This window comes from Saccharopolyspora sp. SCSIO 74807, from assembly GCF_037023755.1.
GTDB lineage: Bacteria > Actinomycetota > Actinomycetes > Mycobacteriales > Pseudonocardiaceae > Saccharopolyspora_C > Saccharopolyspora_C galaxeae.
Window position 1 is genome coordinate 732,773 of the sequence record NZ_CP146100.1, and the last position, 25,854, is coordinate 758,626.

27 protein-coding genes are annotated in these 25,854 nt (G+C 70.5%); 15 read left to right on the forward strand and 12 right to left on the reverse strand.

Features of this window, described 5'->3' with window-relative positions; translation table 11 throughout:
• Nucleotides 1-28: 28 nt before the first annotated feature.
• The 4 genes from V1457_RS03285 to V1457_RS03300 all read left to right on the forward strand — a co-directional run bounded on the left by V1457_RS03285 (nucleotide 29) and on the right by V1457_RS03300 (nucleotide 4,151).
• A complete protein-coding gene (locus V1457_RS03285) occupies nucleotides 29-838 on the forward strand; it encodes a purine-nucleoside phosphorylase (protein ID WP_200068607.1) in 810 nt (269 codons plus the stop codon).
• Between the two features lie 244 nt (nucleotides 839-1,082).
• Nucleotides 1,083-2,765: a phospho-sugar mutase gene (locus V1457_RS03290; RefSeq protein ID WP_338600047.1), complete on the forward strand. Its 1,683-nt coding sequence runs from the start codon at nucleotides 1,083-1,085 to the stop codon at nucleotides 2,763-2,765.
• A gap of 141 nt (nucleotides 2,766-2,906) precedes the next feature.
• Nucleotides 2,907-3,359, forward strand: coding sequence for a flavodoxin family protein (locus tag V1457_RS03295; RefSeq protein WP_295141956.1), 453 nt, complete (start codon nucleotides 2,907-2,909; stop codon nucleotides 3,357-3,359).
• A 453-nt stretch (nucleotides 3,360-3,812) separates the two neighbouring features.
• Entirely contained in the window at nucleotides 3,813-4,151 is a 339-nt protein-coding gene (locus V1457_RS03300) for a hypothetical protein (RefSeq protein ID WP_200068605.1), read from the forward strand.
• 66 nt (nucleotides 4,152-4,217) lie between these two features.
• Here the strand turns inward: V1457_RS03300 and V1457_RS03305 are convergent, their stop codons facing one another.
• From V1457_RS03305 to V1457_RS03325, 5 genes are all read right to left on the reverse strand, one after another.
• Nucleotides 4,218-5,378, reverse strand: coding sequence for a glycosyltransferase family 2 protein (locus V1457_RS03305; protein WP_338600053.1), 1,161 nt, complete (start codon nucleotides 5,376-5,378; stop codon nucleotides 4,218-4,220).
• A gap of 136 nt (nucleotides 5,379-5,514) precedes the next feature.
• Nucleotides 5,515-5,895, reverse strand: a complete 381-nt coding sequence (locus tag V1457_RS03310; RefSeq protein WP_200068603.1) for a type II toxin-antitoxin system death-on-curing family toxin — start codon at nucleotides 5,893-5,895, stop codon at nucleotides 5,515-5,517.
• 14 nt (nucleotides 5,896-5,909) lie between these two features.
• Complete coding sequence (locus V1457_RS03315; RefSeq protein WP_200068602.1) at nucleotides 5,910-6,119, reverse strand: ribbon-helix-helix protein, CopG family; 210 nt, start codon at nucleotides 6,117-6,119, stop codon at nucleotides 5,910-5,912.
• Nucleotides 6,120-6,202: 83 nt separating this feature from the next.
• On the reverse strand, nucleotides 6,203-6,826 hold the full coding sequence (gene upp, locus V1457_RS03320; RefSeq protein WP_200068601.1) for a uracil phosphoribosyltransferase: 624 nt from the start codon (nucleotides 6,824-6,826) through the stop codon (nucleotides 6,203-6,205).
• A gap of 283 nt (nucleotides 6,827-7,109) precedes the next feature.
• Nucleotides 7,110-8,243, reverse strand: coding sequence for a glutathione-independent formaldehyde dehydrogenase (locus tag V1457_RS03325; protein ID WP_200068600.1), 1,134 nt, complete (start codon nucleotides 8,241-8,243; stop codon nucleotides 7,110-7,112).
• A gap of 268 nt (nucleotides 8,244-8,511) precedes the next feature.
• On the opposite strand from V1457_RS03325, the gene V1457_RS30550 reads away from it, so the two are divergent.
• The 4 genes from V1457_RS30550 to V1457_RS03340 all read left to right on the forward strand — a co-directional run bounded on the left by V1457_RS30550 (nucleotide 8,512) and on the right by V1457_RS03340 (nucleotide 12,357).
• Nucleotides 8,512-8,895: a hypothetical protein gene (locus V1457_RS30550; protein WP_407074744.1), complete on the forward strand. Its 384-nt coding sequence runs from the start codon at nucleotides 8,512-8,514 to the stop codon at nucleotides 8,893-8,895.
• 9 nt (nucleotides 8,896-8,904) lie between these two features.
• Nucleotides 8,905-9,849 carry a deoxyribose-phosphate aldolase gene (deoC, locus tag V1457_RS03330; protein WP_338600061.1) on the forward strand — a complete coding sequence of 315 codons (945 nt, stop codon included), beginning with the start codon at nucleotides 8,905-8,907 and terminating at the stop codon, nucleotides 9,847-9,849.
• Nucleotides 9,846-11,279 carry an aldehyde dehydrogenase family protein gene (locus V1457_RS03335; protein WP_338600064.1) on the forward strand — a complete coding sequence of 478 codons (1,434 nt, stop codon included), beginning with the start codon at nucleotides 9,846-9,848 and terminating at the stop codon, nucleotides 11,277-11,279. The genes deoC and V1457_RS03335 overlap by 4 nt, the downstream gene beginning before the upstream one ends.
• 214 nt (nucleotides 11,280-11,493) lie before the next feature.
• Nucleotides 11,494-12,357, forward strand: coding sequence for an aldehyde dehydrogenase family protein (locus V1457_RS03340; protein WP_338604794.1), 864 nt, complete (start codon nucleotides 11,494-11,496; stop codon nucleotides 12,355-12,357).
• 90 nt (nucleotides 12,358-12,447) lie between these two features.
• On the opposite strand, the gene V1457_RS03345 is transcribed toward V1457_RS03340, so the two are convergent.
• Nucleotides 12,448-13,029 carry an SMI1/KNR4 family protein gene (locus V1457_RS03345; protein ID WP_200068597.1) on the reverse strand — a complete coding sequence of 194 codons (582 nt, stop codon included), beginning with the start codon at nucleotides 13,027-13,029 and terminating at the stop codon, nucleotides 12,448-12,450.
• Nucleotides 13,030-13,230: 201 nt separating this feature from the next.
• Here V1457_RS03345 and V1457_RS03350 point away from each other — a divergent pair, with 201 nt between their 5' ends.
• Nucleotides 13,231-14,463, forward strand: coding sequence for a primosomal protein (locus tag V1457_RS03350; RefSeq protein ID WP_200068596.1), 1,233 nt, complete (start codon nucleotides 13,231-13,233; stop codon nucleotides 14,461-14,463).
• 199 nt (nucleotides 14,464-14,662) lie between these two features.
• Here the strand turns inward: V1457_RS03350 and V1457_RS03355 are convergent, their stop codons facing one another.
• Nucleotides 14,663-15,751, reverse strand: a complete 1,089-nt coding sequence (locus tag V1457_RS03355) for an adenosine deaminase (protein WP_200068595.1) — start codon at nucleotides 15,749-15,751, stop codon at nucleotides 14,663-14,665.
• 287 nt (nucleotides 15,752-16,038) lie between these two features.
• Between V1457_RS03355 and V1457_RS03360 the strand changes: the two genes are divergently transcribed.
• The gene (locus V1457_RS03360) at nucleotides 16,039-17,241 is read left to right on the forward strand and encodes an apolipoprotein A1/A4/E family protein (RefSeq protein WP_200068594.1); all 1,203 of its coding nucleotides are present in this window, start codon (nucleotides 16,039-16,041) and stop codon (nucleotides 17,239-17,241) included.
• A 291-nt stretch (nucleotides 17,242-17,532) separates the two neighbouring features.
• Here the strand turns inward: V1457_RS03360 and V1457_RS03365 are convergent, their stop codons facing one another.
• On the reverse strand, nucleotides 17,533-18,813 hold the full coding sequence (locus V1457_RS03365; protein WP_338600071.1) for a thymidine phosphorylase: 1,281 nt from the start codon (nucleotides 18,811-18,813) through the stop codon (nucleotides 17,533-17,535).
• A 128-nt stretch (nucleotides 18,814-18,941) separates the two neighbouring features.
• On the reverse strand, nucleotides 18,942-19,319 hold the full coding sequence (locus V1457_RS03370) for a cytidine deaminase (protein ID WP_338600074.1): 378 nt from the start codon (nucleotides 19,317-19,319) through the stop codon (nucleotides 18,942-18,944).
• Between the two features lie 451 nt (nucleotides 19,320-19,770).
• Here V1457_RS03370 and sdhC point away from each other — a divergent pair, with 451 nt between their 5' ends.
• The 4 genes from sdhC (at nucleotide 19,771) to V1457_RS03390 (ending at nucleotide 23,269) form a co-directional block, all read left to right on the forward strand.
• The gene (gene sdhC / locus V1457_RS03375) at nucleotides 19,771-20,205 is read left to right on the forward strand and encodes a succinate dehydrogenase, cytochrome b556 subunit (protein WP_200068592.1); all 435 of its coding nucleotides are present in this window, start codon (nucleotides 19,771-19,773) and stop codon (nucleotides 20,203-20,205) included.
• 3 nt (nucleotides 20,206-20,208) lie between these two features.
• Nucleotides 20,209-20,628, forward strand: a complete 420-nt coding sequence (locus V1457_RS03380) for a succinate dehydrogenase hydrophobic membrane anchor subunit (RefSeq protein ID WP_200068591.1) — start codon at nucleotides 20,209-20,211, stop codon at nucleotides 20,626-20,628.
• 62 nt (nucleotides 20,629-20,690) lie between these two features.
• Entirely contained in the window at nucleotides 20,691-22,481 is a 1,791-nt protein-coding gene (gene sdhA / locus V1457_RS03385; RefSeq protein ID WP_200068590.1) for a succinate dehydrogenase flavoprotein subunit, read from the forward strand.
• On the forward strand, nucleotides 22,481-23,269 hold the full coding sequence (locus V1457_RS03390) for a succinate dehydrogenase iron-sulfur subunit (RefSeq protein WP_200068589.1): 789 nt from the start codon (nucleotides 22,481-22,483) through the stop codon (nucleotides 23,267-23,269). The genes sdhA and V1457_RS03390 overlap by 1 nt, the downstream gene beginning before the upstream one ends.
• Nucleotides 23,270-23,393: 124 nt before the next feature.
• Here the strand turns inward: V1457_RS03390 and V1457_RS03395 are convergent, their stop codons facing one another.
• On the reverse strand, nucleotides 23,394-24,242 hold the full coding sequence (locus V1457_RS03395) for a helix-turn-helix transcriptional regulator (protein WP_338600082.1): 849 nt from the start codon (nucleotides 24,240-24,242) through the stop codon (nucleotides 23,394-23,396).
• A 101-nt stretch (nucleotides 24,243-24,343) separates the two neighbouring features.
• Here V1457_RS03395 and V1457_RS03400 point away from each other — a divergent pair, with 101 nt between their 5' ends.
• A complete protein-coding gene (locus tag V1457_RS03400; protein WP_200068587.1) occupies nucleotides 24,344-25,105 on the forward strand; it encodes an SDR family oxidoreductase in 762 nt (253 codons plus the stop codon).
• 25 nt (nucleotides 25,106-25,130) lie between these two features.
• Here the strand turns inward: V1457_RS03400 and V1457_RS03405 are convergent, their stop codons facing one another.
• Both V1457_RS03405 and V1457_RS03410 read right to left on the reverse strand, forming a co-directional pair.
• Complete coding sequence (locus V1457_RS03405) at nucleotides 25,131-25,403, reverse strand: hypothetical protein (RefSeq protein WP_338600086.1); 273 nt, start codon at nucleotides 25,401-25,403, stop codon at nucleotides 25,131-25,133.
• 75 nt (nucleotides 25,404-25,478) lie between these two features.
• A complete protein-coding gene (locus tag V1457_RS03410; protein ID WP_200068585.1) occupies nucleotides 25,479-25,706 on the reverse strand; it encodes an SCO4848 family membrane protein in 228 nt (75 codons plus the stop codon).
• Nucleotides 25,707-25,854 lie beyond the last annotated feature (148 nt).

Here is a 25,854-nt window from a genome sequence, read left to right on the forward strand (position 1 = left end):
CGGGCGCGGGTGGCTAGGCTGGTCGACCGTGACCTCTACTGCGACCTCCGACCCGTTCGCCACCGCAAGCGCAGCCGCGGCCGCCCTCGCCGAGAGCACCGGAGCCGCCCACCACGACCTGGCCGTCGTGCTGGGGTCCGGGTGGCGCCCGGCCGCCGACGAGATCGGCAGCCCTGCCGCCGAGGTGCTCATGTCCGACCTGCCGGGTTTCGCGCCGCCGAGCGCGACCGGGCACAGCGGCCGGATCAGGTCCGTGCCGATCGCGGGCAAGCAGGTGCTGGTGCTGCTGGGCCGCACGCATCTGTACGAAGGCAAGGGCATGGATCCCGTGGTGCACGGGGTTCGCACGGCGGTGGCCGCGGGCTGCCGGACCGTGGTGCTCACCAACGCCGCGGGCGGGTTGCGCGAGGGCATGGTGGTCGGGCAGCCGGTGCTGGTCAGCGACCACGTCAACCTCACGGCGCGGTCGCCGCTGGTCGGGCCGCACTTCGTGGACCTCACCGAGCTGTACTCGCCGCGGTTGCGCGGGCTGGCCAGGGAGATCGACGGTTCGCTGGAGGAAGGCGTGTACGCCGGGCTGCCCGGGCCGCACTTCGAGACACCGGCCGAGATCCGGATGCTGCGCGGGCTCGGGGTCGACCTGGTCGGGATGTCCACCGTGATGGAGGCGATCGCCGCCCGCGCGGCCGGTGCGGAGGTTTTCGGGTTGTCGCTGGTGACGAACCTGGCGGCGGGGTTGAGCGGGCAACCGCTGAACCACCAGGAAGTGCTGGACGCGGGCAACGCCTCGGCAGGCCGGATGGGCAAGCTGCTGCACTCGCTGGTCGAGCGAATCTGATCGTTCGTCTTCGATCGTTTTGCGTCGGTGATCGCTATGCGCCGGGCAATGGCACCACGGGCGCCGTCTCGCTGCGGGATCTCATCGGGTGAGTAGCGCTGGTCGGGCCTGCGTCCGGCGCCTGCCTCGGCGGGGCTGGTGATGCGGGCCGGCCGACACGCCGGGGAATGTCGGCTCTTCGTTCGAACTGGCGGTCGGGCATTCTTTGTCCGTCGCAACGGCCGCTACCGAAGGAAGTGACGACGTGGTCACCGCAAACCTCGACTCCCGGCTCACCGCAGCCGCGCAGGAGTGGATCGACGGGGACGTCGATCCGGTGTCGCAGTCCGAGCTGGCCGAGCTGCTGGAGTCGGCGGCGGCCGACCCGGACCGCGCGGCGGAACTGGCCGAGCGCATGTCCGGGATGCCCGCCTTCGGCACCGCCGGGCTGCGCGCCCAGGTCCGCGCGGGCCCGAACGGGATGAACCGCGCGGTCGTGCTGCGCACCACGGCCGGAGTCGCCGATTGGCTGCGCGAACGCGGGCAGGGCGGCGGGATCGTCGTGGTCGGCCGCGACGCGCGGCACGGCTCGCGGGAGTTCGCCGAGGACACCGCGGCGGCGTTCGCCGCGGCCGGGTTCGACGTGCGGGTGCTGCCGGAACCGCTGCCGACACCGGTGCTGGCGCACGCGAGCCGCGCGCTCGACGCGGTGGCAGGAGTGCAGATCACCGCTTCGCACAACCCGCCGCAGGACAACGGGTACAAGCTGTACCTGCGCGGCGGCACGCAACTCATCGGCCCTGCCGACACCGAGATCGAGCAGCACATCCAGCGTTCCCCGGCGGCCAATTCGGTGCCACGGCGCCGGAATTGGTCGGTGCACGCGCGCGCGTCGGAGGAGTACCTGGCAACGCTGGCTTCGCTGCCGCGCGGGGGCGCGCGGGACCTGCGGATCGTCGCGACAGCGTTGCACGGCGTCGGTGCCCGGCCGCTGCACCGTGCTTTGACCGCTGCCGGGTTCACCGATGTGCAGTGGGTCGGTTCGCAGGCGGAACCGGACCCGGATTTCCGCACGGTCGGTTTTCCCAATCCGGAGGAACCCGGGGCGACGGACGAGTTGCTGGAGCTGGCCGGACGGCGCGGCGCGGACTTGGCCATAGCGCTCGATCCGGACGCGGACCGTTGCGCGCTCGGCGTGCGCGACCCCGACGGCTCGTGGCGCATGCTGCGCGGCGACGAGACGGGAGTGCTGCTCGGCGAGCACGTCCTGTCCTCGCTCGACCGCGCCGAGCACCCGGATCCGCTGGTGGCGACAACGATCGTTTCGGCGACCATGCTGCGTTCGATCGCCGCCCGGCACGGCGTGCGCTTCGACCAGACGCTGACCGGGTTCAAGTGGCTCGTACGCGCCGGCGACGGATCCGGCACCGGGCTGGTCTACGCCTACGAGGAAGCGCTCGGGCACTGCGTCGACCCGGATCGGGTGCGGGACAAGGACGGCATCTCGGCGGCGGTCCTGGGCTGCGACCTGGCCGCGACCTTGAAGGCGGCGGGCCGGGACTTGCCCGCGTTGCTCGACGAGCTCTCCACCGAGCACGGCGTGCACCGCACCGGCCAGGTATCGGTCCGGGTCACCGATCTGGACGTGATTTCGCAGCTCATGCGGCGGTTGCGGGAGCACCCGCCCACGACCTTGCTGGGCGCGGAAGTCACCACCCGCGATCTGCTGCCGGACACCGATGCGTTGCTGATCACGGGATCCGGCGGGCTGCGGCTGGTGATCCGGCCGTCCGGGACGGAGCCGAAGCTGAAGTGCTACTTCCAGGCGGTCGAGCAGGTGGCCGCGACCGGAACCGAACTCGTGGAGGCGAAGCGCCGCGCCGACGAGCGTCTCGCCGAACTCCGGCAGGCGGTTACCGACCTGGTACGACCACCCGAGCCGGGCTGAGCCCGGCGCGCGCAGCACTGCACTCGCGGACGCATCCGGACCCGCCGAACCCGCTTGCAGTGCGGCTTGCAGTGCGGCGGAAGTCCCGGTGCTCAGCACGTTGTGCACACCGACCTTGAACGACTACCTAGACTCCGGGCCATGGCAAGACTGCTGATCGTGCACCACACGCCCTCGCCCGGGATGCAGGCGATGTTCGAGCAGGTCGTCGCCGGTGCGACGACCGACGAGATCGAAGGTGTGGAGGTGATCCGCAAGGCTGCACTGGCGGCCACCGCCGCGGACGTGCTCGAGGCGGACGGCTACCTGCTGGGCACTCCGGCGAACCTGGGTTACATGAGCGGCGCGTTGAAGCACTTCTTCGACACCGTTTACTACCCCTGCCTCGATTCCACGACGGGCCGGCCGTTCAGCTGCTACGTGCACGGCAACGAGGGCACCGAGGGAGCGCTGCGCGCGATCGGTTCGATCACCACGGGGCTGTCGTGGAAACAGGTCGCCGAGCCGGTCACCGTCTCCGGTCAACCCGACTCGGACTCGTTGTCGGCGTGCTGGGAGCTTGGCGCCACGGTCGCCGCGAACCTGATGGGATGACGCGCCGCCGGTGGCTGCCCGGACGGGGCACACTCGCCTTCGGCCCGCGGCGGTGCGAGCCCGGTAGCGGCCGGAGTTCGCGCCTTGGAACGTCCGTCGAGGGCGGCGAAGTCGATCTTGCGACCGCCCTGTCGCCCGGCTGTCGATCTTGCTGCGGCAACCGTCCCGCGGACGAGTTTTTCCCGCGATTCTCCGGAAACAGCCCCTGTTGATCTTGGTCCGAGATCACCCGGTAAGGTGATCATCGCCGCCGGGGCGCGCACCCGGACGGTGACCGGGGCGCCCTGGGCGCAGGCCCGCCTTCCCTCAACTGTCGTGCCGAGTTCGGGGCGCCCCTCTCCACCGCACCGCGGTTTCGATCCGGCGTGTGACCGGCCGCGGTGCGCACTGCCCGCACGCACTCGTCAAAAAGGGCATTAGGCCAGGTCACCGCACAAGCGTTACGCTTTCACGGTGAGTGAGGAAACGATCGAACTCGAACTCGACGACTCCGGTGTCTCCGTGGACCTCCCACAGCCCGCGAATCCGCGGGACGAGGTGCACGCCGTGCCCTACCGGCCGGTCGAGTTCCGCGACGACGATCTGCCGACCGCGCTGGAACGGTCCGCCAATTGGCTGCGCGAAACGCAAGCGTGGCTGGGTGAACCGGTGGACGTCATCGCCGTCCACCTGGACTACGACGAACGCCAAGGTGCGCCGTATTACGACCTCAAGTTGCTGTGCAACGAAGAGGACCTGGCAGGCGCACCGATCGCCATGCGAAAGCACGAAACCCGGCTCGCCGAGAGCTGACCTACGCACTGCCCGCCGGGTGGCCCGTTCCGCCGCGAACGGGCCACACCCGCGAAACACCGCGCCTTACTGAGTGCGCCTGCCCTTCCAGGCCGTCGTTCCGCGCAGCACCCGCACCGCACCATCGATCAGCACGCCGCCGAACAGCGCTCCGGTGAACGGCGCCAGCGGCGCCAGCTCCGGGTTCGCCCGCATGTACCGCGCGGTGTGCGCGTGCGCGATGCTCTGCGCCGCCCAGCCGACCGCACCGACCGCGAGCAGCACCGGTCGCCCGCGCGATCCCCACGCCACAGCCGCGGGTGCGGCCAGCGACAGCGCGATCTGCCCGACTCCGCCGCCGAGCAGCACCGGCACCGACTCCTTGGTCCCGGCCACGAAGCTCTTCCGGAACGAGCTCCAGCCCTGCGCGAACGGGTCCATCCCGGAGGTCGTGAGGTGATCCAGGCCGTCCACGGTGGCGGTGCTGCCGCCGTGATCGCGCACCGACGTGGCGATCGCGACGTCCTCGTTGCGCATCGAGGCCAGCGAAGCCCAGCCGCCGATCTTCTCGTAGTGCGAACGCCGCAGCAGGATGCAGTGCCCGATCGCGAACGCCTTGCGCCCCCGGCCGTCCGGCGCGGCGTTCTCCCCGATCATCTGCAGCCCCGGCGGCATCAGCAGCGGCCAAGTGGCCGAGTGGCCTGCCGGCGGTCCGCCGGGTGTGGAAACGAGATCGGAATCGCCCGCTTCGGCCGTCGTCAGCAGCCGTGCCAGCAGTTCCGGCCCGAGCACCGTGTCCGCGTCCACGAAAAGCAGCCACTCCCCCGCGCCCGGCGGTTCAGCGGATTCGACGCCGACGTGCATCGCGTGCACCTTGCCGCTCCAGCCCTCCGGCGGGCCGTCGACGTGCACCACGCGCACGCGCGGATCGGCTTCGGCGTGCCCGCGGGCGATGTCGCCGGTGCCGTCCGTGGAACCGTCGTCGACGACCACGATGCGCAGCGTGTTCGCGTCCGCGGCGCCGTAGGTCTGGGTCCGGATGCCGCGCAGGCAGTCGTCGAGCACCGCGGCTTCGTTGCGGGCGGGGACGACCACGGTGACGGTGGCCGGGATGACCGAGCTGGACGGGGCTTCGCGCAGCGGCACGACCGAACGCGCCTGGCGCACCGTGCGGATGCTGCGCCAACAGGCCCCGGCGACCGCGGCGCCGAGCAGCGCCGTCCCGATCGCGGATCTTGGTAGAGCCACGTTCCCAGCCTGCCACGAATCGGACGAAGCAGCCGAGATCGCCCGTGCGAACACCGCGCGAACATCATCGGTCCGGCCCGTTCCATCGCAGGGGGCGTCGGCGTCGCTGCAGTTCGCAGCGGCTGCAGCCATCCGCTCAGCCCTTGGGTTTCGCCCAACGCTCCAGGAAATCCGCGATGTCGGCGATGGCCCGCTGGTCCCGCCCGACCTCCCGGACCAGCTCCAGCGCCGCGTCTTCGTCGGCTTCGATCCACCAGCCGTTGACGTCGCACATGGCGACCGCCGCGACCCAGCCGAGCCGCCAGTTCCCGGCGTGCAACGGCCGGGTGCGCACCAGCGAATCCAGCAGCGCGGCCGATTTCAGCCACAACGTCTCGTAGGCGGGCACACCGAGGACCTCGGCCCGCGGCCGGTACGCGGCCGAATCCAGCAGGCCGCTGTCGCGCACCAGCATGTCGCCATCGGTGACCGCGGTGGCCAGCAGCAGCAGATCGGAGACGTCGAGGTAAACGAGCACCGATCAATGATCGATCATGCGGGGCCGAGCTTGTCCAGCAAACCCCGGTAGCGGGGCAGCACCCGCGCCACGACCTCGCCGAGCTGTTGTTCCTTGCGAGTCCGCTGGGCCCAGCGCTCGGCGAGCGCCGAGCGAACGACCTCCTGCTGGGAGCAACCCTCGGCGGCGGCCAACTCCGCCAGCCGGTCGCTCTCCTCGTCGGTCAGCCGCACCGTCATGGCCATGCGCAGGATGGTAGCGCGGCACCAGCACCCCGCCCAAGCAAACTTCCAGGTGCTCGCGCTCCGGAAATGCCCGCGGTCCGAGCTCACACCGCGCCGTACTCGCGGTCCCCCGCGTCCCCGAGCCCGGGAACGATGTAGCCGGACTCGTTGAGCCGCTCATCGACGCTGGCGGTCACCACCCGAACCGGCAGCCCGGATTCCTCCAGCCGCCGCAGCCCTTCCGGAGCGGCGAGCGTGCAGATCGCGGTGACGTCGGTGGCGCCGCGCCCGGTCAGCAGGTTGATGGTGTGCAGCATCGACCCGCCGGTGGCGAGCATCGGGTCCAGCACCAGCACCGGGTGCTGCGCGAGGTCGGCCGGCAGCGACTCCAGGTACGGCGTCGGCAGCAGCGTCTCCTCGTCGCGGGCGAGCCCGACGAAACCCATCTGCGCTTCCGGGATGAGCCGGTGCGCCTGGTCGGCCATGCCCAGCCCGGCCCGCAGCACCGGCACCAGCAGCGGCGGGTCCGCCAGCCGGTACGCGGTGGTGCGGGCGACCGGGGTGTGGATGGTCCCTTCGGCGACTTCGGCGTCGCGGGTGGCCTCGTAGATCAGCATGAGGGTGAGTTCTTGCAGCGCGGCGCGGAAAGCGGCGTTCTCGGTGCGCGCGTCGCGCATCGTCGAGAGCCTCGATTTCGCCAGCGGATGGTCCACGACCCGAACGTCCATGGCCGCCCACACTAATCACCCAGGTCAGCATCCCGGCCCACGGGACGGAGGCGTAGCGGACCGGGTGCAGCCGGCTCGCTCCCTCGCTTCGGCATCGGCTTGATCAAACCAGTCGGCAGGCTCCGGGTCACCGGTCGTCCGGCGCCGAGCACGGCGGGCAGAACCGTTCGACGCTGTCGTCGACGACAACGTCGGGGTCGCGGACTGCCGAGGGCGTGCTGTTCCAGGCCCGGGCACGCGCGGTGCACGGTCCGCGAGGTCGACGGACCGTGCACCGCCGCCGTCAGGGGTGCAGCACGACCTTGGTGTAGCCCTCCACGCGTTGGTCGAACTTCCGGTAGGCGTCGGGCGCGTCGGACAGCGAAAGCTCGTGCGAGACGACGAAGCTCGGTGCCGCGCGGCCGGCCGTGATCATGTCGCGCAACTGCCGGTTGTACCGCTTGACGTTGCACTGACCGGTGCCGATGACCTGGCCCTTCTCGAACAGCTTGCCGAAGGCGACCAGCAGCATGCCCTGCTTGGCCTGCTCGTCGGGCCCGCCCGGGTCGGCGGGCACGTACAGCCCTGGCACGCCGAGCCGCCCGGTCGGGCGCACGGTCTGGATCAGCGAGTTGAGCACGACGGCCGGTTCCTCCTTGGAGGCGTCCGCGACCTGCGCCTGGTAGCCGACGGCGTCGACGCCCTTGTCGGTGCCTTCGCCCTCGGTCTGGTCCTTGATCTGCTCGACCGGGTCGCCCGCGCTGAAATCGATCGGGATGGCGCCGATCTCCTCGGCCTTGGCCAGCCGTTCCGGCACCCGGTCGACGCAGAACACCCGCGAGGCCCCGCGCAGCAGCGCGGAGTACGCCGCCATCAGCCCGACCGGACCGGCGCCGTAGACCACGCACGACTCACCCGGCGAGACCTGGGCGAGTTCGCAGCCGTGGTAGCCGGTCGGGAAGATGTCGGCCAGCAGCACGTAGTCGGACTCCTTGCTGGAGTCCGGCGGCAGCTTCAGGCAGTTGAAGTCGGCGAACGGCACCCGCAGGAATTCGGCCTGCCCGCCGGTGTACGGCCCCATCGACACGTAGCCGTAGGCACCACCGGCGAACCCCGGGTTCACGTTGAGGCAGAACGCGGTGTCCCCGGCCATGCAGTTCTTGCAGAAGCCGCAGGCGACGTTGAACGGCATGACCACCCGGTCGCCGCGGTTGAGGCTCACCACGCCCGAACCGACCTCGTCGATGATGCCGAGGTTCTCGTGCCCGAACACGATCCCCGGCTCCGCCGCGGTACGTCCTTCGTACATGTGCAGGTCGGAACCGCAGATCGCGGTGGAGGTGACGCGGACGATCACGTCGTTGGGGTGGTGGATGGCGGGCCGGTCGACCTCGTCGACGGTGACCGCGAAGGGCTCTCGGTAGACCACTGCCTTCATGGGTTCTCACCTCCGTCAGTCGCGGCCCCGGACGCGCGGGAACCGCTGCGCGGATGCAGATGGGCGCACCTCTCCCGACTACCCGTGAAATTGCGGTCGCGCGTCCCCCGTTCGTGTAGCTCCGGTCGGCGGCCACCACGACGGATCACGCCGAACCGGCCCGCGTGCGCTGATCGTTTCGCTACCTTGCGTGTGCAGCGCGCGCCGAGCTGCCCGAACGGTCAGCGGCGGTTGTGCCGCGCGAGGGCTGGAGGCGAAATGGCGGACGATGCCGAGGAAGCGTTGGCCCCGGCAGCTGTGGCAGAACCGCTTCGGCGGGTTCCTGACCCACGACGCCTACCAGCGCATCGGTGGTGTGCAGGGCGCGTTGAGCCGCACCGCGGACGCCGTGCACCAAGGCCTCGCACCGCATCCTGCTCGACCCGTGGCGGGCCGCGGCCGACCTGTGCCGGCTCGAAGACCGCGAGTTCACCGCCGAGGAGCTCAAGTCACTGCCGCCCGGCGCCCACCGGGACCGGCCCTGCTCGGTCCTCGACGACCGCTGACCGGCTCCCCGCACGGACGGGCGAGTCGCTGCCCGACTCGTGATCGACGCACCGGTGCGGGAATTCGCCAGGTCCGACGCGTCGAGCGCGGCCGTTCGCTGACCTAGACTGCCCGCATGGTCGAACCGGAGCTCGCCGACGCCACCCGCGACGAAGCAGCGCTCCGCCGGTTCCTGCACGGCCTGCCCGGAGTCGACCAAGTGGGCTTGGAGCAGCGGGCCGCCGCGCTGGGCACCCGCAGCATCAAGACGGACGCCAAGCGCTGGGCCATCGACACCGCCATCGGCATGGTCGACCTGACGACCCTGGAAGGCGCCGACACCCCGGGCAAGGTCCGCGCGCTGGCGGCGAAGGCGCGCCGCCCGGATCCCGAGCACCCGGACACTCCGCCGGTCGCGGCCGTGTGCGTCTACCCCGACATGGCCGCCACGGCGGTCGAAGCGCTGGGCCGTTCCGGAGTGGGCGTGGCCTCGGTCGCCACCGCCTTCCCGGCCGGCCGCTCGTCGCGGCAGGTGAAGCTCGCCGAGGTCGAGCTGGCCGTGGCCGCCGGAGCGTCCGAAGTGGACATGGTGATCGACCGGGGCGCGTTCCTGTCCGGCCGCTACGGCGAGGTCTTCGACGAGATCCGCGCGGTGAAGGCGGTCTGCGGCGACGCGCACCTCAAGGTCATCCTGGAAACCGGGGAGCTCGCCACCTACGACAACGTGCGGCGCGCGTCCTGGCTGGCGCTGCTGGCGGGCGGCGACTTCATCAAGACCTCCACCGGCAAGGTCTCTCCCGCCGCGACGCTGCCGGTGACCACGCTGATGCTGCGGACCGTGCGGGACTGGCTGGACCGCACCGGCGAGCTGCGCGGGGTGAAACCCGCAGGCGGCATCCGGAACACGAAGGACGCGATGAAGTACTTGGTGGCGGTGCACGAGGTGGCCGGGCCGGAGTGGCTGACTCCGCGGCTGTTCCGCTTCGGGGCATCGAGCCTGCTGGGAGATCTGCTGATGCAGCGGCGGACGCAACGCGACGGCCACTACTCGGCCGCCGGACACGTGGCGGTGGACGCATGACGTTCTGGGAGTACTCGCCCGCGCCGGAGTCGGCCGCGGTGGCGAATCTGCAGGCGCGGTACCGGATGTTCGTGGACGGGGAGTTCACCGACGGCCGCGGGGAGCCGCTCAAGACGCTCAACCCGGCCACCGGCGAACCGCTCGCCGAAGTCAGCACCGCCGCACCGTCCGATGTGGACGCCGCGGTGCGCGCTGCGCGGCGGGCGCACGAGGACGTGTGGGCTCCGATGCCCGGATCGGAACGGGCGAAGTACCTGTTCCGCATCGCCCGGCTGGTGCAGGAACGCGCCCGCGAACTGGCCGTGCTGGAAACGCTGGACAACGGCAAACCCATCAAGGAGTCGCGGGACTTCGACGTGCCCGCGGCCGCCGCGCACTTCTTCCACCACGCCGGCTGGGCGGACAAGCTCGGCTACGCCGGATTCGGCCCGGACCCGCGCCCGCTGGGCGTCGCGGCGGGGGTGATCCCGTGGAACTTCCCGCTGCTGATGCTGGCCTGGAAGGTCGCGCCCGCACTGGCCTGCGGCAACACCGTCGTGCTGAAACCGGCCGAGACGACGCCGCTGACCGCGCTGGTCTTCGCCGACATCTGCCTGCAGGCGGGCCTGCCCGCGGGCGTGGTCAACATCCTGCCCGGTGCCGGTGATGTCGGCGCCGGTCTGGTGGCGCACCCGGGCGTGGACAAGGTCGCGTTCACCGGATCCACCGCCGTGGGCAAGCAGATCCAGCGCGAGCTGGCCGGCAGCGGCAAACGGCTCACCTTGGAGCTCGGCGGCAAGGCCGCGAACGTCGTGTTCGACGACGCCCCGCTGGACGAGGCCGTCGAGGGCGTGGTCAACGGCGTGTTCTTCAACCAGGGCGAGGTCTGCTGCGCCGGTTCCCGGCTGCTGGTGCAGGAATCCGTCGCCGAGGCGTTGCTGGCGAAGCTGCGCGCGCGGATCGGCACGCTGCGGGTAGGCGACCCGATGGACAAGAACACCGACGTGGGCGCGATCAACTCCGCCGCGCAGCTCGACCGGATCACCGAGCTGGCCGCGGCCGGGGAAGCCGAGGGCGCGCAGCGCTGGTCCAGCCGGTGCCCGCTGCCGGAGAAGGGTTTCTTCTTCGCCCCCACGGTGTTCACCGACGTGCAGCAGTCGATGCGCATCGCGCGCGAGGAGGTGTTCGGGCCGGTGCTGTCGGTGCTGACCTTCCGCACGCCGGACGAAGCGATCAGCAAGGCGAACAACACCCCGTACGGCCTCTCGGCCGGGATCTGGACGGAGAAGGGTTCGCGCGCGCAGTGGGCGGCGCAGCGGATCCGGGCCGGGGTGGTGTGGGCGAACACGTTCAACCGCTTCGATCCGTCCGCGGCGTTCGGCGGTTACCAGGAGTCCGGTTTCGGCCGGGAAGGCGGGCGCGCGGGACTGGAGGCTTACCTTGACTTCTGACGCGGCGAGTTCGGACGCGGCGACTCCGGGCGCTGCGACTTCCGAGACGGCCACTCCCGAGACGGCGACTTCCGACGCCGGCGCGAACGCCGAAGCAGCGGCGGTTCCCGCGAGAACCCCCGAATCCGGCGCGGATCCCGACCTCACGGGCAACTCCGGGGACGCGGAGAACACCGGACCGTCGAGCGGCACCGGGTCCGCCGCACCCGCCCGGCTGGCCGTCGCCAAGACCTGCAAGCTCTACATCGGCGGCGCCTTCCCCCGTTCCGAATCGGGGCGCGTGCGGCCGGTGCACGACGCTTCGGGCGCGTTCCTCGGCAACGTCGCCGAAGCGTCCCGCAAGGACGCGCGGGACGCGGTTTCCGCCGCGCGCAAGGCTTTCCCGGGCTGGTCCGGCGCGACCGCGTACAACCGCGGCCAGGTGCTGTTCCGCATCGCCGAAGTGATGGAGGGCAGGCGGGACCAGTTCCGCGCCGAGGTCGCGGCCGCCGAAGGCGTCGGCCCGGCCGCAGCGGCGTCGCTCGTGGACACCGCGATCGACCGCGTGGTGTGGTTCGCGGGCTGGACCGACAAGATCGCCACCGCGCTCGGGTCCGTGAATCCGGTGGCAGGCCCCTACTTCTCGTTCAGCGTTCCGGAACCGACCGGTGTGGTTGCGGTGCTCGCACCGCAGGAGTCCGCGCTGCTCGGCCTGGTGAGCGTGCTCGCTCCGGCGCTGGCCGCGGGCAACACCTGCGTGGTGGTCGCCGCCGCCGAGCGGCCGCTGCCCGCGGTCGCGCTGTCCGAAGTGCTCGCGACCTCGGACGTACCGCCCGGAGCGGTCAACCTGCTCACCGGCCACGCCGCCGAGCCGGCGCGGTGGCTGGCCACGCACGCGGACGTGAACGCGCTCGACCCGACCGGCGCACCGCCGCAACTGCGCGCCGAACTCGAAGCCGCGGCGGCGGGCACGATCAAGCGCGTGCTGCCGGTCCGCTCCCCGCACGGCGCGGAGCCGGACTGGACGGCCCCGCCGGGCATCGACCGCCTCCGCGCCTGCACCGAGCTCAAAACGGTCTGGCATCCGATCGGCATCTGACCAGGTCATCGGTGCCGAGTCCGGCAGCACGGCTCGGCGGGCTCGGGACTCGGCTGGTTCCACCTCCCCGACGGGTGGTGACCGGGCTGTTCAGCGGATCTGCCAGTCCAGCCTGCCGTCCTCGGTGACGGTGGGGTGGCTGTGACCCGCCGGTGCGCCTTCGGTCAGCGCCCGGTTCACGTCGCCGAGCATGGCCGCCACGTCGCGCCATTCCGGCCGTTGCACCTGACCGGCCTCCTGCTCCCACTCCAGCACGCACCCGCGCATCGGCCCGGGGCGCAGGTCCACGACCAGCTCGTCGGAGAAGCCGTCGCCTGCGATGGGGATCCACGCCGGGTGGTAGCTCGACCCCGGCGAACCCGCGTAGTAGTCGCAGGCCGGTCGTTCCCACTGCGCCGCCCACGTCTTGCGGTGCGCGCTCCACACTTCCAACGCCTGCTGCGCGCCGTACGGCGTGTAGAACGGCGGCAGCACGTCGGCGAGGACGTCACCGTCGGTGCCTCCGCAGCAGGACCACCACTCCCGCAGGTCCGCGGGCAACCCGATCTCGAATTCCCGTTCCAGCTCGCTGAAATCCGGCGGCGGGTAGGGCGGGAGCAGGGCCGCTGCGGTCACCGGTGCGTGCTCACCCAACCAAAGCACGATTCTCGTCCACAGCTCCGTGACATCCATTCGCTCCATGATCGACGCGGCGCGGCGGTGCCGGTACCGCCAACCGTGAGGCGCTGCTGCCAGGTGCTTCTCGCGAGGGGAAATCGGTTGCGGCGCGGTTCGACAGGATCGGTACCGTGGGCAACCCGACCAGCGAGCAAGCCTGAGTCGGTCACCCCGTAGGCTTCGGCGACGTCTGGTTCGGCCACCGGAGGTAGAAAGATGGCGCAGGACATCGTCCCCATCGAACTGGGGCTGCCGCAGGGCGACCTGGTCACCCTGTGGGCTCCGCGCTGGCGCGAGGACGGTGAGGACTGGGAGGCGTTCCTCGGCTACGAGGAGGCCCTCTACGCGTTCCCGGACGCCTCGAGACTCGCTGCGTTCGTGCGCACCGCCCGCGAGCACGACCTCGACGACCACCCGGCGTGGCACGTGGTGCCCGCCCTCTCGGCGGTGGAGCTGAACCCGGACGAAGATCACCAGTTCGACCTGGTCGGCGTGCCGGAGCTGGTCGCGGACACCCCGGACACCTGGACGATCAACGAGCTGCACGACATCGTCGAGATCGCCCGCTCGCTGGCCGACGTGTGCGAGCTGGACGCGGTGCACGAGGTGCTCGACGCCGCCGAGGGCTTCGACCTGCTCGACCAGGGCACCCTGGTGTTCACCGGCAAGGACGGGCAGAAGCGCTGGGCGCAGGTGTGCAAGGTGGTCGCCGAGCGCTGGGACGAGGTGCTCGACGCGCTGGACGGGGTGGTGACCACTCCGGAGGTGCCCGCTGACGCGGTCGCCACCGCCGAGGCCGAACTCGCCGAGGCGCTGGACAGCGACGACGACAACGAGGAACCCGCCACCGGCGAAGAGTCCGATGTGGACACCGTGGAGGACGCCGAACCCACGTTCTGGAACGAGATCGGCATCGACCCGATCCGGATCGTGACCTCCGCGGGCGAGTTCTACTCGCTGCGCTGCTACCTCGACGACGACCCGGTGTTCCTCGGTTCCGACGGGCGCATCGACGTGTTCTCCTCGCCGCGCGCGCTCGCCCGGCACCTGGCCGAAGGCGAGGCGCTGGCGGACAACGACCTCGCGCAGGTCGCGACCTGGCCGCAGGTCACGCAGCGGGCCAACGCGGGTGAGCTGGAGGTCGAGGTCGACCCGGACAACACCTACGTGCTGACCGGGCTGGACGCCGACCTCGCCGCAGGCCCGTCCGAAGTGGAGCCGAACCAGCTGGACCTGGCCGAGGAACTGCTGCTGGACGCGGCCGCCTGGGCCGGGGACAAGACCGTGGACGAGGCGCTGCAGCCGTCCGAGCGGCTGGGCTGGCTGGTCTCGTTCGTGCTGCGGCCGAGCCCGAACCGGCTGCCGCCGAGCCCGCCGTTCGACGCGGAGGTCGCCGCCTGGCGCGAACTGGTCGCCCAGTTCGAGGACCAGCGCCTGCGCAAGCACTGAACCCGGCGACGGGTGGATACCAGCGGTCCGTTCGCTCCGCCCCAGCAGTGCGGACGCAGCGGTGCCCGCGCGTGTCGGCGGAGTCCGCGCGGCGCGCGCCGTTCCGAGCGAGCGGACCGCTCGACCCGTCCAGCGGGGCGAACGGCCCGCTCACTCCGTTGCAGCCTGGCGCGGGGAATGGCCCGTGCGCGGCGGCGGATCAGCCCATGAGCGTGGCGTAGCCCGGCTTGATCGCGTCGTTGATGACCGCCAGCCGGTCGTCGAAGCCCAGGAACGACGACTTCATCGCGTTGACCGTGAACCACTGCATGTCGGCCCAGTTGTAGCCGAAGGTCTCGTGCAGCCCGGCGAACTCGCTGGACATCGAGCAGTGGCTCATCAACCGGTTGTCGGTGTTCACCGTCACCCGGAACCGCAGCCTGCTCAGCAGGCCGATCGGGTGGTCGGCCAGCGAGCCCGCCGCGCCGGTCTGCAGGTTCGACGACGGGCACATCTCCAGCGGGATCCGGCGGTCCCGCACGTAGGAGGCCAGCCGGCCCAGCTGCGCCTCGCCGTGCTCGTCGATCTTGATGTCGTCCACGATCCGCACCCCGTGGCCGAGCCGTTCGGCGCCGCAGTGCTGGATGGCCTCCCAGATCGACGGGAGCCCGAACGCCTCACCGGCGTGGATGGTGAAGTGCGCGTTCTGCTGGCGCAAATATTCGAAGGCGTCCAGGTTGCGGGTCGGCGGGAATCCGGCTTCCGGTCCCGCGATGTCGAAGCCGACCACCTCGGTGTCGCGGTAGCGCACCGCGAGTTCGGCTATTTCCGCGGAGCGCGCGTTCTGCCGCATCGCGCACAGCAAGGTACCGATCCGGACAAGTTTTCCTTGCGATTCCGCACGCCGTTCCCCTTCGCGGAATCCCGCTTGCACGGATTCCACGACCTCCGGCAACGAGAGCCCGCGTTCCTGGAACAACTCCGGTGCGTAGCGAATCTCCGCGTAGACCACCCCATCGGCCGCAAGGTCTTCCACGCATTCGGCGGCCACCCGGTGCAACGCCTCCGCGGTCTGCATGACCGCCACGGTGTGCGAGAACGTCTCCAGGTACCGCTCCAGCGAGCCGGAATCCGCGGACTCCTGGAACCACTTCCCGAGCGATTCGGAGTCCTCGTGCGGCAGGTCGGCGTACCCGACCTCGGCCGCCAGCTCGATCACGGTCTGCGGTCGCAGCCCGCCGTCGAGGTGGTCGTGCAGCAGGACTTTCGGGGCCAAGCGGATCGTGTCCAAGCTCACCGGTGTCGACATGACCCCACGTTACAACCGCGGAACCGGCATCGTCCGCAGGCGCATCGGAGCGAAAAACCACCCGATCGCACGTTGTCTGCAAAGTCATCCGGCCAGCTCAAGCGCAGTACGGGCACTCCATTGCCGCACAACCGCATTGCGCTGAACAGAGCAACTGCGCGAGGCCATTCGGAGTGCGAACCCCGGCCGCAATAACGGAAAGTACCCGGGGGCGGCTGGGAACGCGCGGATCGACTAGCTACGCTCGATCGGTCCTCCCCTGCCCCTCGACGAAGGACGTCCGCACCGTGAACGAGAACATGTCCTTCGACCGCATGCGGAACATGCTCACCCGTGCGGCCGAAATCCGCGAGAGCGAGCAGCAACAGATTTTCGACGCACTCGACGAGATCCACGCCCGGATGTCCCCGCTGGAATCGCTGGGGTCGGTCCGCAAGCGGCTGTCCGAACTGCCGGACCGCACCGAGCTGGGCTCGCTGACCGAGCGGGTCGACGAAGCGCTGTCCAAGATCGACGCCCAGGACGGGGTCATCGGCGAGGTCAAGACCGCCGTGGACGGCCTGTTCGACAAGCTCGCCAAGCCGTTCGCCGAGCTGGACGGCCGGCTGGACGGCGTGTCCGGGCGGTTCGACGGCGTCGCCGGGCGGATGGACGGCCTGGAGGACAAGCTCGGGCACATCCACAAGCGCCTGGACGAGCTGGGCGGTCACCTGGACAAGCAGGACTCCCGGCTGGAGTCGCTGCCCGGCGCGGTCACCGACCCGGTGCGCGAACGCATCGACGGCCTGGAGACCAGCCTGCGCGGCCGGTTCGCCGAGATCGACGAGGGCGTGCACGAGCACCTCGACGGCACCCGCGAGACGTTGCAGCGCGCGGTCACCGAGTCCGGTAGCGGCGTGCAGCACGCGCTGACCGAGGCGGTCTCCGGCAACCGGGACGAGCTGGGCGGCAAGCTCGACGAGCTCGCGCAGCGGCCCGCGGTGGACCCCACCGAGAAGCTGGACGGCCTGGCGCAGCGGCTGGAGCAGCTCACCGACCGGCTGGACAAGGTCTCCAGCCGCCTGGACAACGTCGAGGAGAACGTGCACGGCCGGATCGAGGCGGTCGAGCAGGGCGTGAGCAGCCGGCTGGAGACCGTCGAAGAGGGCGTCAAGACCGGGCTCGGCGAGCTCGGCGGCACGCTGGCGCAGAACCTCTCGCAGATCAGCGGCTCGCTGGCGTCCCGGCCGGACTCCGACGCGGTGGACTCGATGGTGCGCCAGGCCAACGAGGAGACCGAGCGGCGCCACGCCGGCCAGCTCGACGAGGCGATGGCGACGTTCGCGGAGCTGATCCTGGGCGGCAGCGCGCAGCAGTCCCCGCCGCCGCCCACCACGCTGCCGCGCCAGCAGCAGCAGCGGCGCGGCCGGTCGAAGAGCGCCAAGCGCGAGGACAAGGCGCTCGGTTCGGACGACTCCTCCGACGAGGGCTACGCCGCCGAGAGCGCCTGACGACGTTCGCGACAGCGGGGCCGCGTTTCCTCCGGGAACCGCGGCCCCGCTGCGTTTCCACGCCCGGCACGCGCCGCGTTCCTCCCCGAGTGAACGGACCGTTCGACCGATCTATTGGGACCAACAGTCCGTTCACTCGCCCCACTTCGCTCGGATCAGGCGATGCGCGGGTGCGCCGGCTGAGGCTCTGAACCGATGAGGTTTCGTGCGGAGCGAACGGACCGTTCGGCCAATCCAGTCGGACCAACAGTCCGCTCACTCGGGGATCTCCGGGTGGCGGGCGAGGCGCGGTCAGGGGCGGACGGTGTCGAGGATCAGCGGGCTGGGAGTGAAAGCGTCCGCGGTGATCGCGATGGCGTCGGTCAGAGCTTCGCGGGCTGCGGGGAGGCGGTCCGGGGTGTCGGTGTGCAGTTCGAGCAGCGGGTCGCCTTCGGTGACGTGGTCGCCCGGTTTCGCCAGGCAGCGGATGCCCGCTGCGTGCTGCACGTCGTCCTCCTTGCGGGTGCGGCCCGCGCCCAGCCGCCACGCCGCAAGCCCTACCGCGTACGCATCCAATGTGGACACGACGCCGGTGGCGGGCGCCGGGAAGGTCTCGACGTGCGCGGCACGCGGCGATTCCGCATCCGGATCCCCGCCCTGCGCGGCGATCATGGCGCGCCAGACCCGATGCGCCGCACCGGAAGCCAGCACCTCCGCCGGGTCCACATCGGACAGACCGGCGTGCGCCAGCATTTCCCGCGCCAGCGCCAGGGTCAGCGCCACCACGTCCGCCGGACCGCCGCCGCGCAGCACCTCGACCGCCTCGGTGACCTCCAGCGCGTTGCCGACCGCGCAGCCCAACGGCACCGACATGTCGCTGAGCACGGCACTGGTGCGCACCCCGTGCGCGGTGCCGATGGCGACCAGCTCGTCGGCCAGCGCGCGGGCCTGCGCCAAGTCCTTCATGAACGCGCCGGAGCCGCACTTGACGTCCAGCACCAGCGACTGCGCGCCCTCGGCGAGCTTCTTGCTCATGATCGAGCTGGCGATCAGCGGGACCGATTCGACGGTTCCGGTCACGTCGCGCAGCGCGTAGAGCTTGCGATCGGCCGGGGCGAGCCCCTCGGTCGCCGCGCACACCACCGCACCGACCTCGTCGAGCTGCGCACGGATCTCGTCCGCGCTCAGCCGGGCGCGCCAGCCCGGGATCGACTCGAGCTTGTCCAGCGTCCCGCCGGTGTGCCCCAGCCCGCGCCCGGACAGCTGCGGCACCGCAGCCCCGCAGGCCGCGATCAGCGGCGTCAACGGCAGCGTGATCTTGTCGCCGACCCCGCCGGTGGAGTGCTTGTCCACGGTCGGCCGGGCGAGGCCGGTCAGCTCCAGCCGCGCACCGGAGGCGATCATCGCCGCGGTCCAGCGCGCGGTCTCCGCCCGATCCATGCCGCGCAGCAGGATCGCCATCGCCAGCGCGGACATCTGCTCCTCGGCGACCTCGCCCCGCGTGTAGGCCGCGACCACCCAGTCGATCTGCGCGTCGTCGAGCCTGCCGCCGTCCCGCTTGGTGCGGATCACGTCGATCACCGAGTGCGCCATGCACCGACCTCCTCGCCGTCGCCCGGCACCGTCGCCGAAGACGCCCGAGTCTCGCATCCGATCAAGCCCACCGGGGCGATCAGCGCCGGAACCCGCGCTTGCAGCCGCGCGAAGCGAGATCGGAATGCTCAGAGCTCGAAGGCGTCCGGCAGGACCTCGCGCATGGGGCGGATGCCGCGGGGCGTGTCGACCTCGCAGTCCGGCCCGCCGAGCTCGTGCAGCAATTGCCTGCAACGCCCGCACGGCATCAGCAGCTCGCCCGCACCGCTGCGGCAGGCCACCGCGACGAACCGGCCCCCGCCGGTGAGGCGCAACTGCCCGGCCAGCGTGCATTCGGCGCACAGCGTCAAGCCGTAGGAGCCGTTCTCCACGTTGCACCCGGCCACCACGCGCCCGTCGTCGCACACCGCCGCGGCGCCCACCTGCAATCCCGAATAGGGGCAGTACGCCGTTGCCGCCGCTTCCACGGCCTTCGCGCGCAACCACTCCCAATCCACCGCCACCATCCGTACCTCCCGATCCCGGCGAAGCCCTTCGGCCACGCTGAATACCGCATTTCACGAGCGCTGCGGGACAATGGAGCATTCCCGCCGCCACAAGCACGCACCCGCGCGAACACCGAACCGCCCGCAATGCTTTTGTGAGCTTATGCGCAGCGCAGATGTGGTGACATGGCTCTCCGGAAGGGCCCTTGACGCGGGTGCCGCGCATTGCCCGCGAGTCACGAGTTGATTTCTACATCGATCCACCGGCCCGGCCGCTTTGTCTGGTCGATCACACAGAGCACAGGTGAGTAGGCCACGCCCGAGACGCGGGTCTAGCATCCGAGAAGTCCAAGGCCCTAGTTCAGGTGGCCGGTGACGGGCGTGCGGATGCAGATGCTGACGACTCTCCACCGGTCGCCCCTCGTTCCCGAACGGGCCGCAAGTCCACCAGCGACGTTGGAGGCCTTCCACCATGGCCAGCACCACCGCCTCCGCGGCGGAGGCGCCCGAGCGCGAGGGCAACCCTCGTGCCAAGGGCTCCCTCTACCGCGGCGATCTGGGCATGTGGTCGTGGGTCGCGCACCGCATCACGGGCGTGCTCACCTTCTTCTTCTTGTTCGTGCACGTCCTGGACACCGCTCTGGTGCGGGTTTCGCCCGAGGCGTACGACACGGTCATCGAAACGTACAAGAGCCCGATCATGATCCTGTTCGAGCTGGGTCTGCTGGCCGCGGTGCTGTTCCACGCCTTCAACGGCATCCGCGTCATGCTGGTGGACTTCTGGTCGAACGGGCCGAAGTACCAGAAGCCGATGCTGTGGACCGTGCTGGGGCTGTGGCTGGTGCTGATCGTGCCCGCCGCCATCTCGATGCTCACGCGCGCCGTCACGGAATTGTTCGGGGGCTGACCCATGACCACCACTGAAGCACCGCTGTCGGTCGACAAGCCGCGCTCGCCGCACCGCGCCGCCGCCCGCCGCAGCAATTTCGAGCTCTACAGCTGGCTGTTCATGCGGCTGTCCGGCGTCGTGCTGCTGTTCCTCGTGCTCGGGCACATGCTGATCATGCTGTTCCTGGACGGCGGGGTGCACCGGATCAACTTCGCGTTCGTGGCCGGGCGCTGGGCGAACCCGTTCTGGCAGTTCTGGGACCTCACGATGCTGTGGCTGGCCGGGCTGCACGGCGGCAACGGGCTGCGGACCGTCATCAACGACTACTCCCGCAAGGATGCGTCCCGCTTCTGGCTGAAGATGCTGCTGTACGTCTCGGTCGTGCTGACCGTTGGTGTGGGCACGTTCGTGCTGTTCACCTTCGACCCGAACATCGGCTGAGAACCGCCCGCGCAGCTTCGAGGCCCGCCGCTGGGCCTCGCCATCGGCCCTAGGAGGCGACCATGCAACACCACAAGTACGACGTGGTCATCGTCGGCGCCGGCGGCGCCGGGATGCGCGCGGCGATCGAATCGGGCCAGCGCGCCCGCACCGCCGTGCTCACCAAGCTCTACCCCACCCGTTCCCACACGGGGGCCGCGCAGGGCGGCATGTGCGCCGCGCTGGCCAACGTGGAGGAGGACAACTGGGAGTGGCACACCTTCGACACCATCAAGGGCGGCGACTACCTCGTCGACCAGGACGCCGCTGAGGTGATGGCCAAGGAGGCCATCGACTCCGTGCTGGACCTGGAGAAGATGGGCCTGCCGTTCAACCGGACCCCGGAAGGCCGGATCGACCAGCGCCGCTTCGGCGGGCACACCCGCGACCACGGCAAGTCCCCGGTGCGCCGGGCCTGCTACGCCGCGGACCGCACCGGCCACATGATCCTGCAGACGCTGTACCAGAACTGCATCAAGCACGGGGTGGAGTTCTTCAACGAGTTCTACGTCCTCGACGTCACGATGAGCGAGGACGAGAACGGCGAGCAGGTCTGCACCGGCGCCGTCGCCTACGAGCTGGCCACCGGCGAGATCCACGTGTTCGAGGCGAAGTCCGTCGTGTTCGCCACCGGCGGATTCGGCAAGGTCTTCAAGACGACGTCCAACGCGCACACCCTCACCGGTGACGGCATGGGCATCATCTACCGCAAGGGCCTGCCGCTGGAGGACATCGAGTTCTACCAGTTCCACCCGACCGGCCTGGCCGGGCTCGGCATCCTCATCTCCGAGGCGGTCCGCGGCGAAGGCGGCATCCTGCGCAACGTCGACGGCGAGCGGTTCATGGAGCGCTACGCCCCGACGATCAAGGACCTGGCGCCGCGGGACATCGTCGCCCGCTCGATGGCGCTGGAAGTGCTGGAAGGCCGCGGCTGCGGACCGAACAAGGACTACGTGCTGCTCGACGTCACGCACCTCGGCGAGGACGTGCTGGAGCAGAAGCTGCCGGACATCACCGAGTTCTCCCGCACCTACCTGGGCGTGGAGCCGCTGGAGGAGCCGGTGCCGGTCTACCCGACCGCGCACTACGCGATGGGCGGCATCCCCACCAACATCGAGGGCGAGGTGCTGCGGGACAACGACACCGTCATCCCCGGCCTCTACGCCGCCGGTGAGTGCGCCTGCGTCTCGGTGCACGGCTCGAACCGGCTGGGCACCAACTCGCTGCTGGACATCAACGTGTTCGGCCGCCGGGCTGGCATCGCCGCCGCCGAGTACGCGGGCGAGCACGAGCACGTCGAGCTGCCGGAGAACCCGGCGAAGCTCGTGGAGGGCATGGTCGAGCACCTGCGCACCGCGCACGGCGGCGAGCGGGTCGCCAAGATCCGCACCGAGCTGCAGGAGACGATGGACGCGAACGCCTCGGTGTACCGCACCGAGGAGACGCTGAAGCAGGCGTTGTCCGACGTGCAGGCGCTCAAGGAGCGCTACGGCCGGATCGCGGTGCACGACAAGGGCAAGCGGTTCAACTCGGACCTGCTCGAGGCCGTCGAGCTCGGGTTCCTGCTGGACCTGGCGGAGTCGCTGGTCAACGCCGCGCTGGCCCGCAAGGAGTCCCGCGGCGGGCACGCCCGCGAGGACTACACCGCGCGCGACGACACCAACTTCATGCGGCACAGCATGTCGTACAAGCAGTTGCCCGACGCCGAGGACCCGAACGCGCCGCTGGGCCTGACCGGCTTCCAGGCCGACATCCGGCTGGACTACAAGCCCGTCGTCGTGACCCGGTACCAGCCGATGGAGCGTAAGTACTGATGACCGCAACCGTTGAGAACACCGAACAGACCGCGGACCTGCCCTCGGACGCCCCGCCGATCCCGGAGGGCGCGACCATGGTCACGGTCCGCATCCAGCGGTTCAACCCGGAGGTCGACGAGGACCTGCACTGGGAGTCCTACCGGATCCCGGCGCTGCCGTCCGACCGCGTGCTGAACCTGCTGCACTACATCAAGTGGTACGTCGACGGATCGCTGACGTTCCGCCGTTCCTGCGCGCACGGCGTGTGCGGCTCCGACGCGATGCGGATCAACGGCGTCAACCGGCTGGCCTGCAAGGTCCTGATGAAGGACATGTTCGCCAAGAGCGGCGAGACGACGATCAGCGTCGAGCCGATCAAGGGCCTGCCGGTGCACAAGGACCTGCTGGTCGACATGGAACCGTTCTTCGAGGCGTACCGGGCGATCAAGCCGTACCTGGTCACCTCCGGCAACGAGCCGACGCGGGAGCGGACCCAGTCCATCGCCGAGCGGGAGCGGTTCGACGACACCACCAAGTGCATCCTGTGCGCGGCCTGCACCACGTCGTGCCCGGTGTACTGGTCCGAGGGCTCCTACTTCGGTCCCGCGGCGATCGTGAACGCGCACCGGTTCATCTTCGACAGCCGGGACGAGGCGGCCGAGGAACGGCTGGACATCCTCAACGACGTGGACGGGGTGTGGCGCTGCCGCACCACGTTCAACTGCACCGACGCCTGCCCGCGCGGCATCCAGGTCACCAAGGCGATCCAGGAGGTCAAGCGCGCGCTGATGTTCCGGCGCCGCTGATCGGCAACGCACCACGGCGCCCGTCCCGGCTTCCGGGGCGGGCGCTGTCGCATTCCCGGCCACGGTGCGCGTGTGCAGCGAGTTCGTCGAGCCCCCGATGCTCGGCAGATCCGCGCGGCCGTGCTCACCGGGAGGCGTCGGTGAAGCGTTCGTGGCCGAGCACCGAAAGCAGTTCGAGCTTGGCGTGGCCCTCGGTGCCGGGGGCGGCGGTGAGCACCAGCAGCGCCTGCGAACGGTCCTCGGTGAACAGCACCTGGCAGTCCAGCTCGATCGGGCCGAGTTCCGGATGCAGCAGCGTCTTGTGGTCGGTGAACCGCGTGGCGACCTCGTGGCGCTGCCACAGCTCGGCGAACTCGTCGCTCTCCCGCTGCAACGCCCGCACCAGCTCCCCGGCCGCCGACTTCGCGCCCAGCACGCCGTAGGCCGCGCGCAGGTTGGCGACCTGCGCGCGGCTCTGCCGGTCGCGGTCGTCCACCGGGTAGATCAGCCGCTCCGCGGGGTCGGTGAACCACCGGTAGACCTCGCTGCGGGCGAGGCCGGTGTTCCCGGAGCGGTCGCCGAACAGGGCCACGGCCATGCGGTTCTGCACCAACGCCTCGCCGAGGCAGGACAGGATCATCGCGGGCGTGTCGTCCAGGCGATCGAGCACCCGCAGCAACGCGGGCGCGACGTGCGTCGCCGCGTCCATGGACGTCGGCGCGCTTTGCCCGGCGATGCGGAACAGGTGGTCGCGCTCGTCGGCGGTGAGCCGCAGCGCGCGGGACAACGCGGTGAGCAGCTGCGCGCTCGGGTGCGGGCCGCGGCGCTGCTCCAGCCGCGTGTAGTAATCCGTGGACATACCGGCCAGCGACGCCACTTCCTCGCGGCGCAAACCGGGTGTCCGCCTGCGCGCGCCGTCGGGCAGGCCGACGTCGCCGGGCCGCAGCGCCTCCCGGCGGCGGAACAGGAAGCTCGCGAGCGCTGCACGGTCCATGCCGCCAGCATGGACCGCCCGGCCGCCCCTATCCAGGGATCGCGGGTCCCCCGGAGCACCGGTCTCTGCACCGTTGCCGATTTCCCGGTGAAACTCAGGGCATGGACATCACCGGAAACACGATCTTCATCCCCGGTGCCACCAGCGGCATCGGTCTGGCCCTCGCGCTGCGGTTGCAGGCGAAGGGCAACACGGTCGTGGTCGGCGGCCGCCGTGCGGAACTGCTCGAACGCATCGGCGCCGACCACGGGCTCGACACCGCGCGGATCGACACCACCGACCCCGCGAGCATCCGCGCCGCTGCGGCCGAGGTGCTGGCCCGCCACCCCGAGCTGAACGTCCTCGTCCCGATGGCGGGGATCATGCGCGTCGAGGACTGGCACCGGCCCGAGTCCTTCCTCGGGTCGGCGGAAGAGGTCATCACCACCAACGTGCTGGGACCGATCCGGCTCATCGCCGAGTTCATCGAGCACCTCCGGACCCGGCCGGACGCCACGATCCTCACCGTTTCGTCCGGGCTGGCGTTCACCCCGCTGGCGGCGACGCCCAGCTACAACGCCTCGAAGGCCGCGATCCACATGCTCACCGAGTCGATCCGGTTGCAGCTGGCCGACACCAGCGTGCGGCTGCAGGAGATCGAACCGCCCGCGGTGCGCACCGAACTGCTGCCGGGCCAGCAGGACAGCGAGCACGCGATGCCGCTGGCCGAGTTCGCCGACGAGGTCATGTCGCTGCTCGAGAACCTGCCCGAAGCCCGGGAGATCCAGGTGGAGAACGTGAAGTTCCTCCGCTACGGCGAAGCGCGCGGCGATTACGACCAGGTCGTCGCCGCGCTCAACGCCGCCGACCCGCACGGCAAGTGACCGGCGTTCGGATCGGGCGGATCCGTCACCGCCGGTGCCAGAACAGCACTTCGGGGTTTTGCTCGGTCGGGCGGTCGAGGATCGGCTGAGGCAGCTGCCGCAGCTGCTGGTCGAGGAACGCGGCGACGCAGCGGTTCCCCGGTTCGGCACCACGCGCCCCGGGCAGCGGCGTTCCGGGGTGGTGGATGCCGTACTGGTTGCCCAACATCGTCACGTCGGTCGCCGACCCGTGCCCGGAGCCGTTCAGGGTGATCCAGCGCTTCCACCCGTGCAGGCGCTCCCAGGTGCTGCGGAGCATCGGGACGTGGTGATTCGGCCACGGCGTCGGGTCCACCCGTGGCTGGTGCTGTGCACTGCTGCGTGCCGACGCCGGTCAGCTGCGGGTCGCGCGGAAGGCGCGCCAGCCGAGCACGCCGATGATCGTGCCGAGCACCAGCGAGACCGCCGCGATCACGAAGTGCACGTACAGGAAGGCCGTGGGCGAGGCGCCCGCCCAGGACTTCTCGTTGATCCAGATGTTGCGGAAGAAGGCGGGCCACAGCAGCCACGACCAGACCCCGAAGGCGAGCAGGAACAGCGCGGTACGGCGGGAGAACTTCACGCCTGCCAGTATCCGCCCGCCGCTGTCGCCGGCCGCACCTGGCCTCCGCTCGTCGCGCGGTGCCCGAACCGCGCACCCGCCCGGTCTCGGCGGATACCGAAAGTCGTACGGACGAATCCCGCGCAGGCCGCGTTTCGCTAGCCTTGGC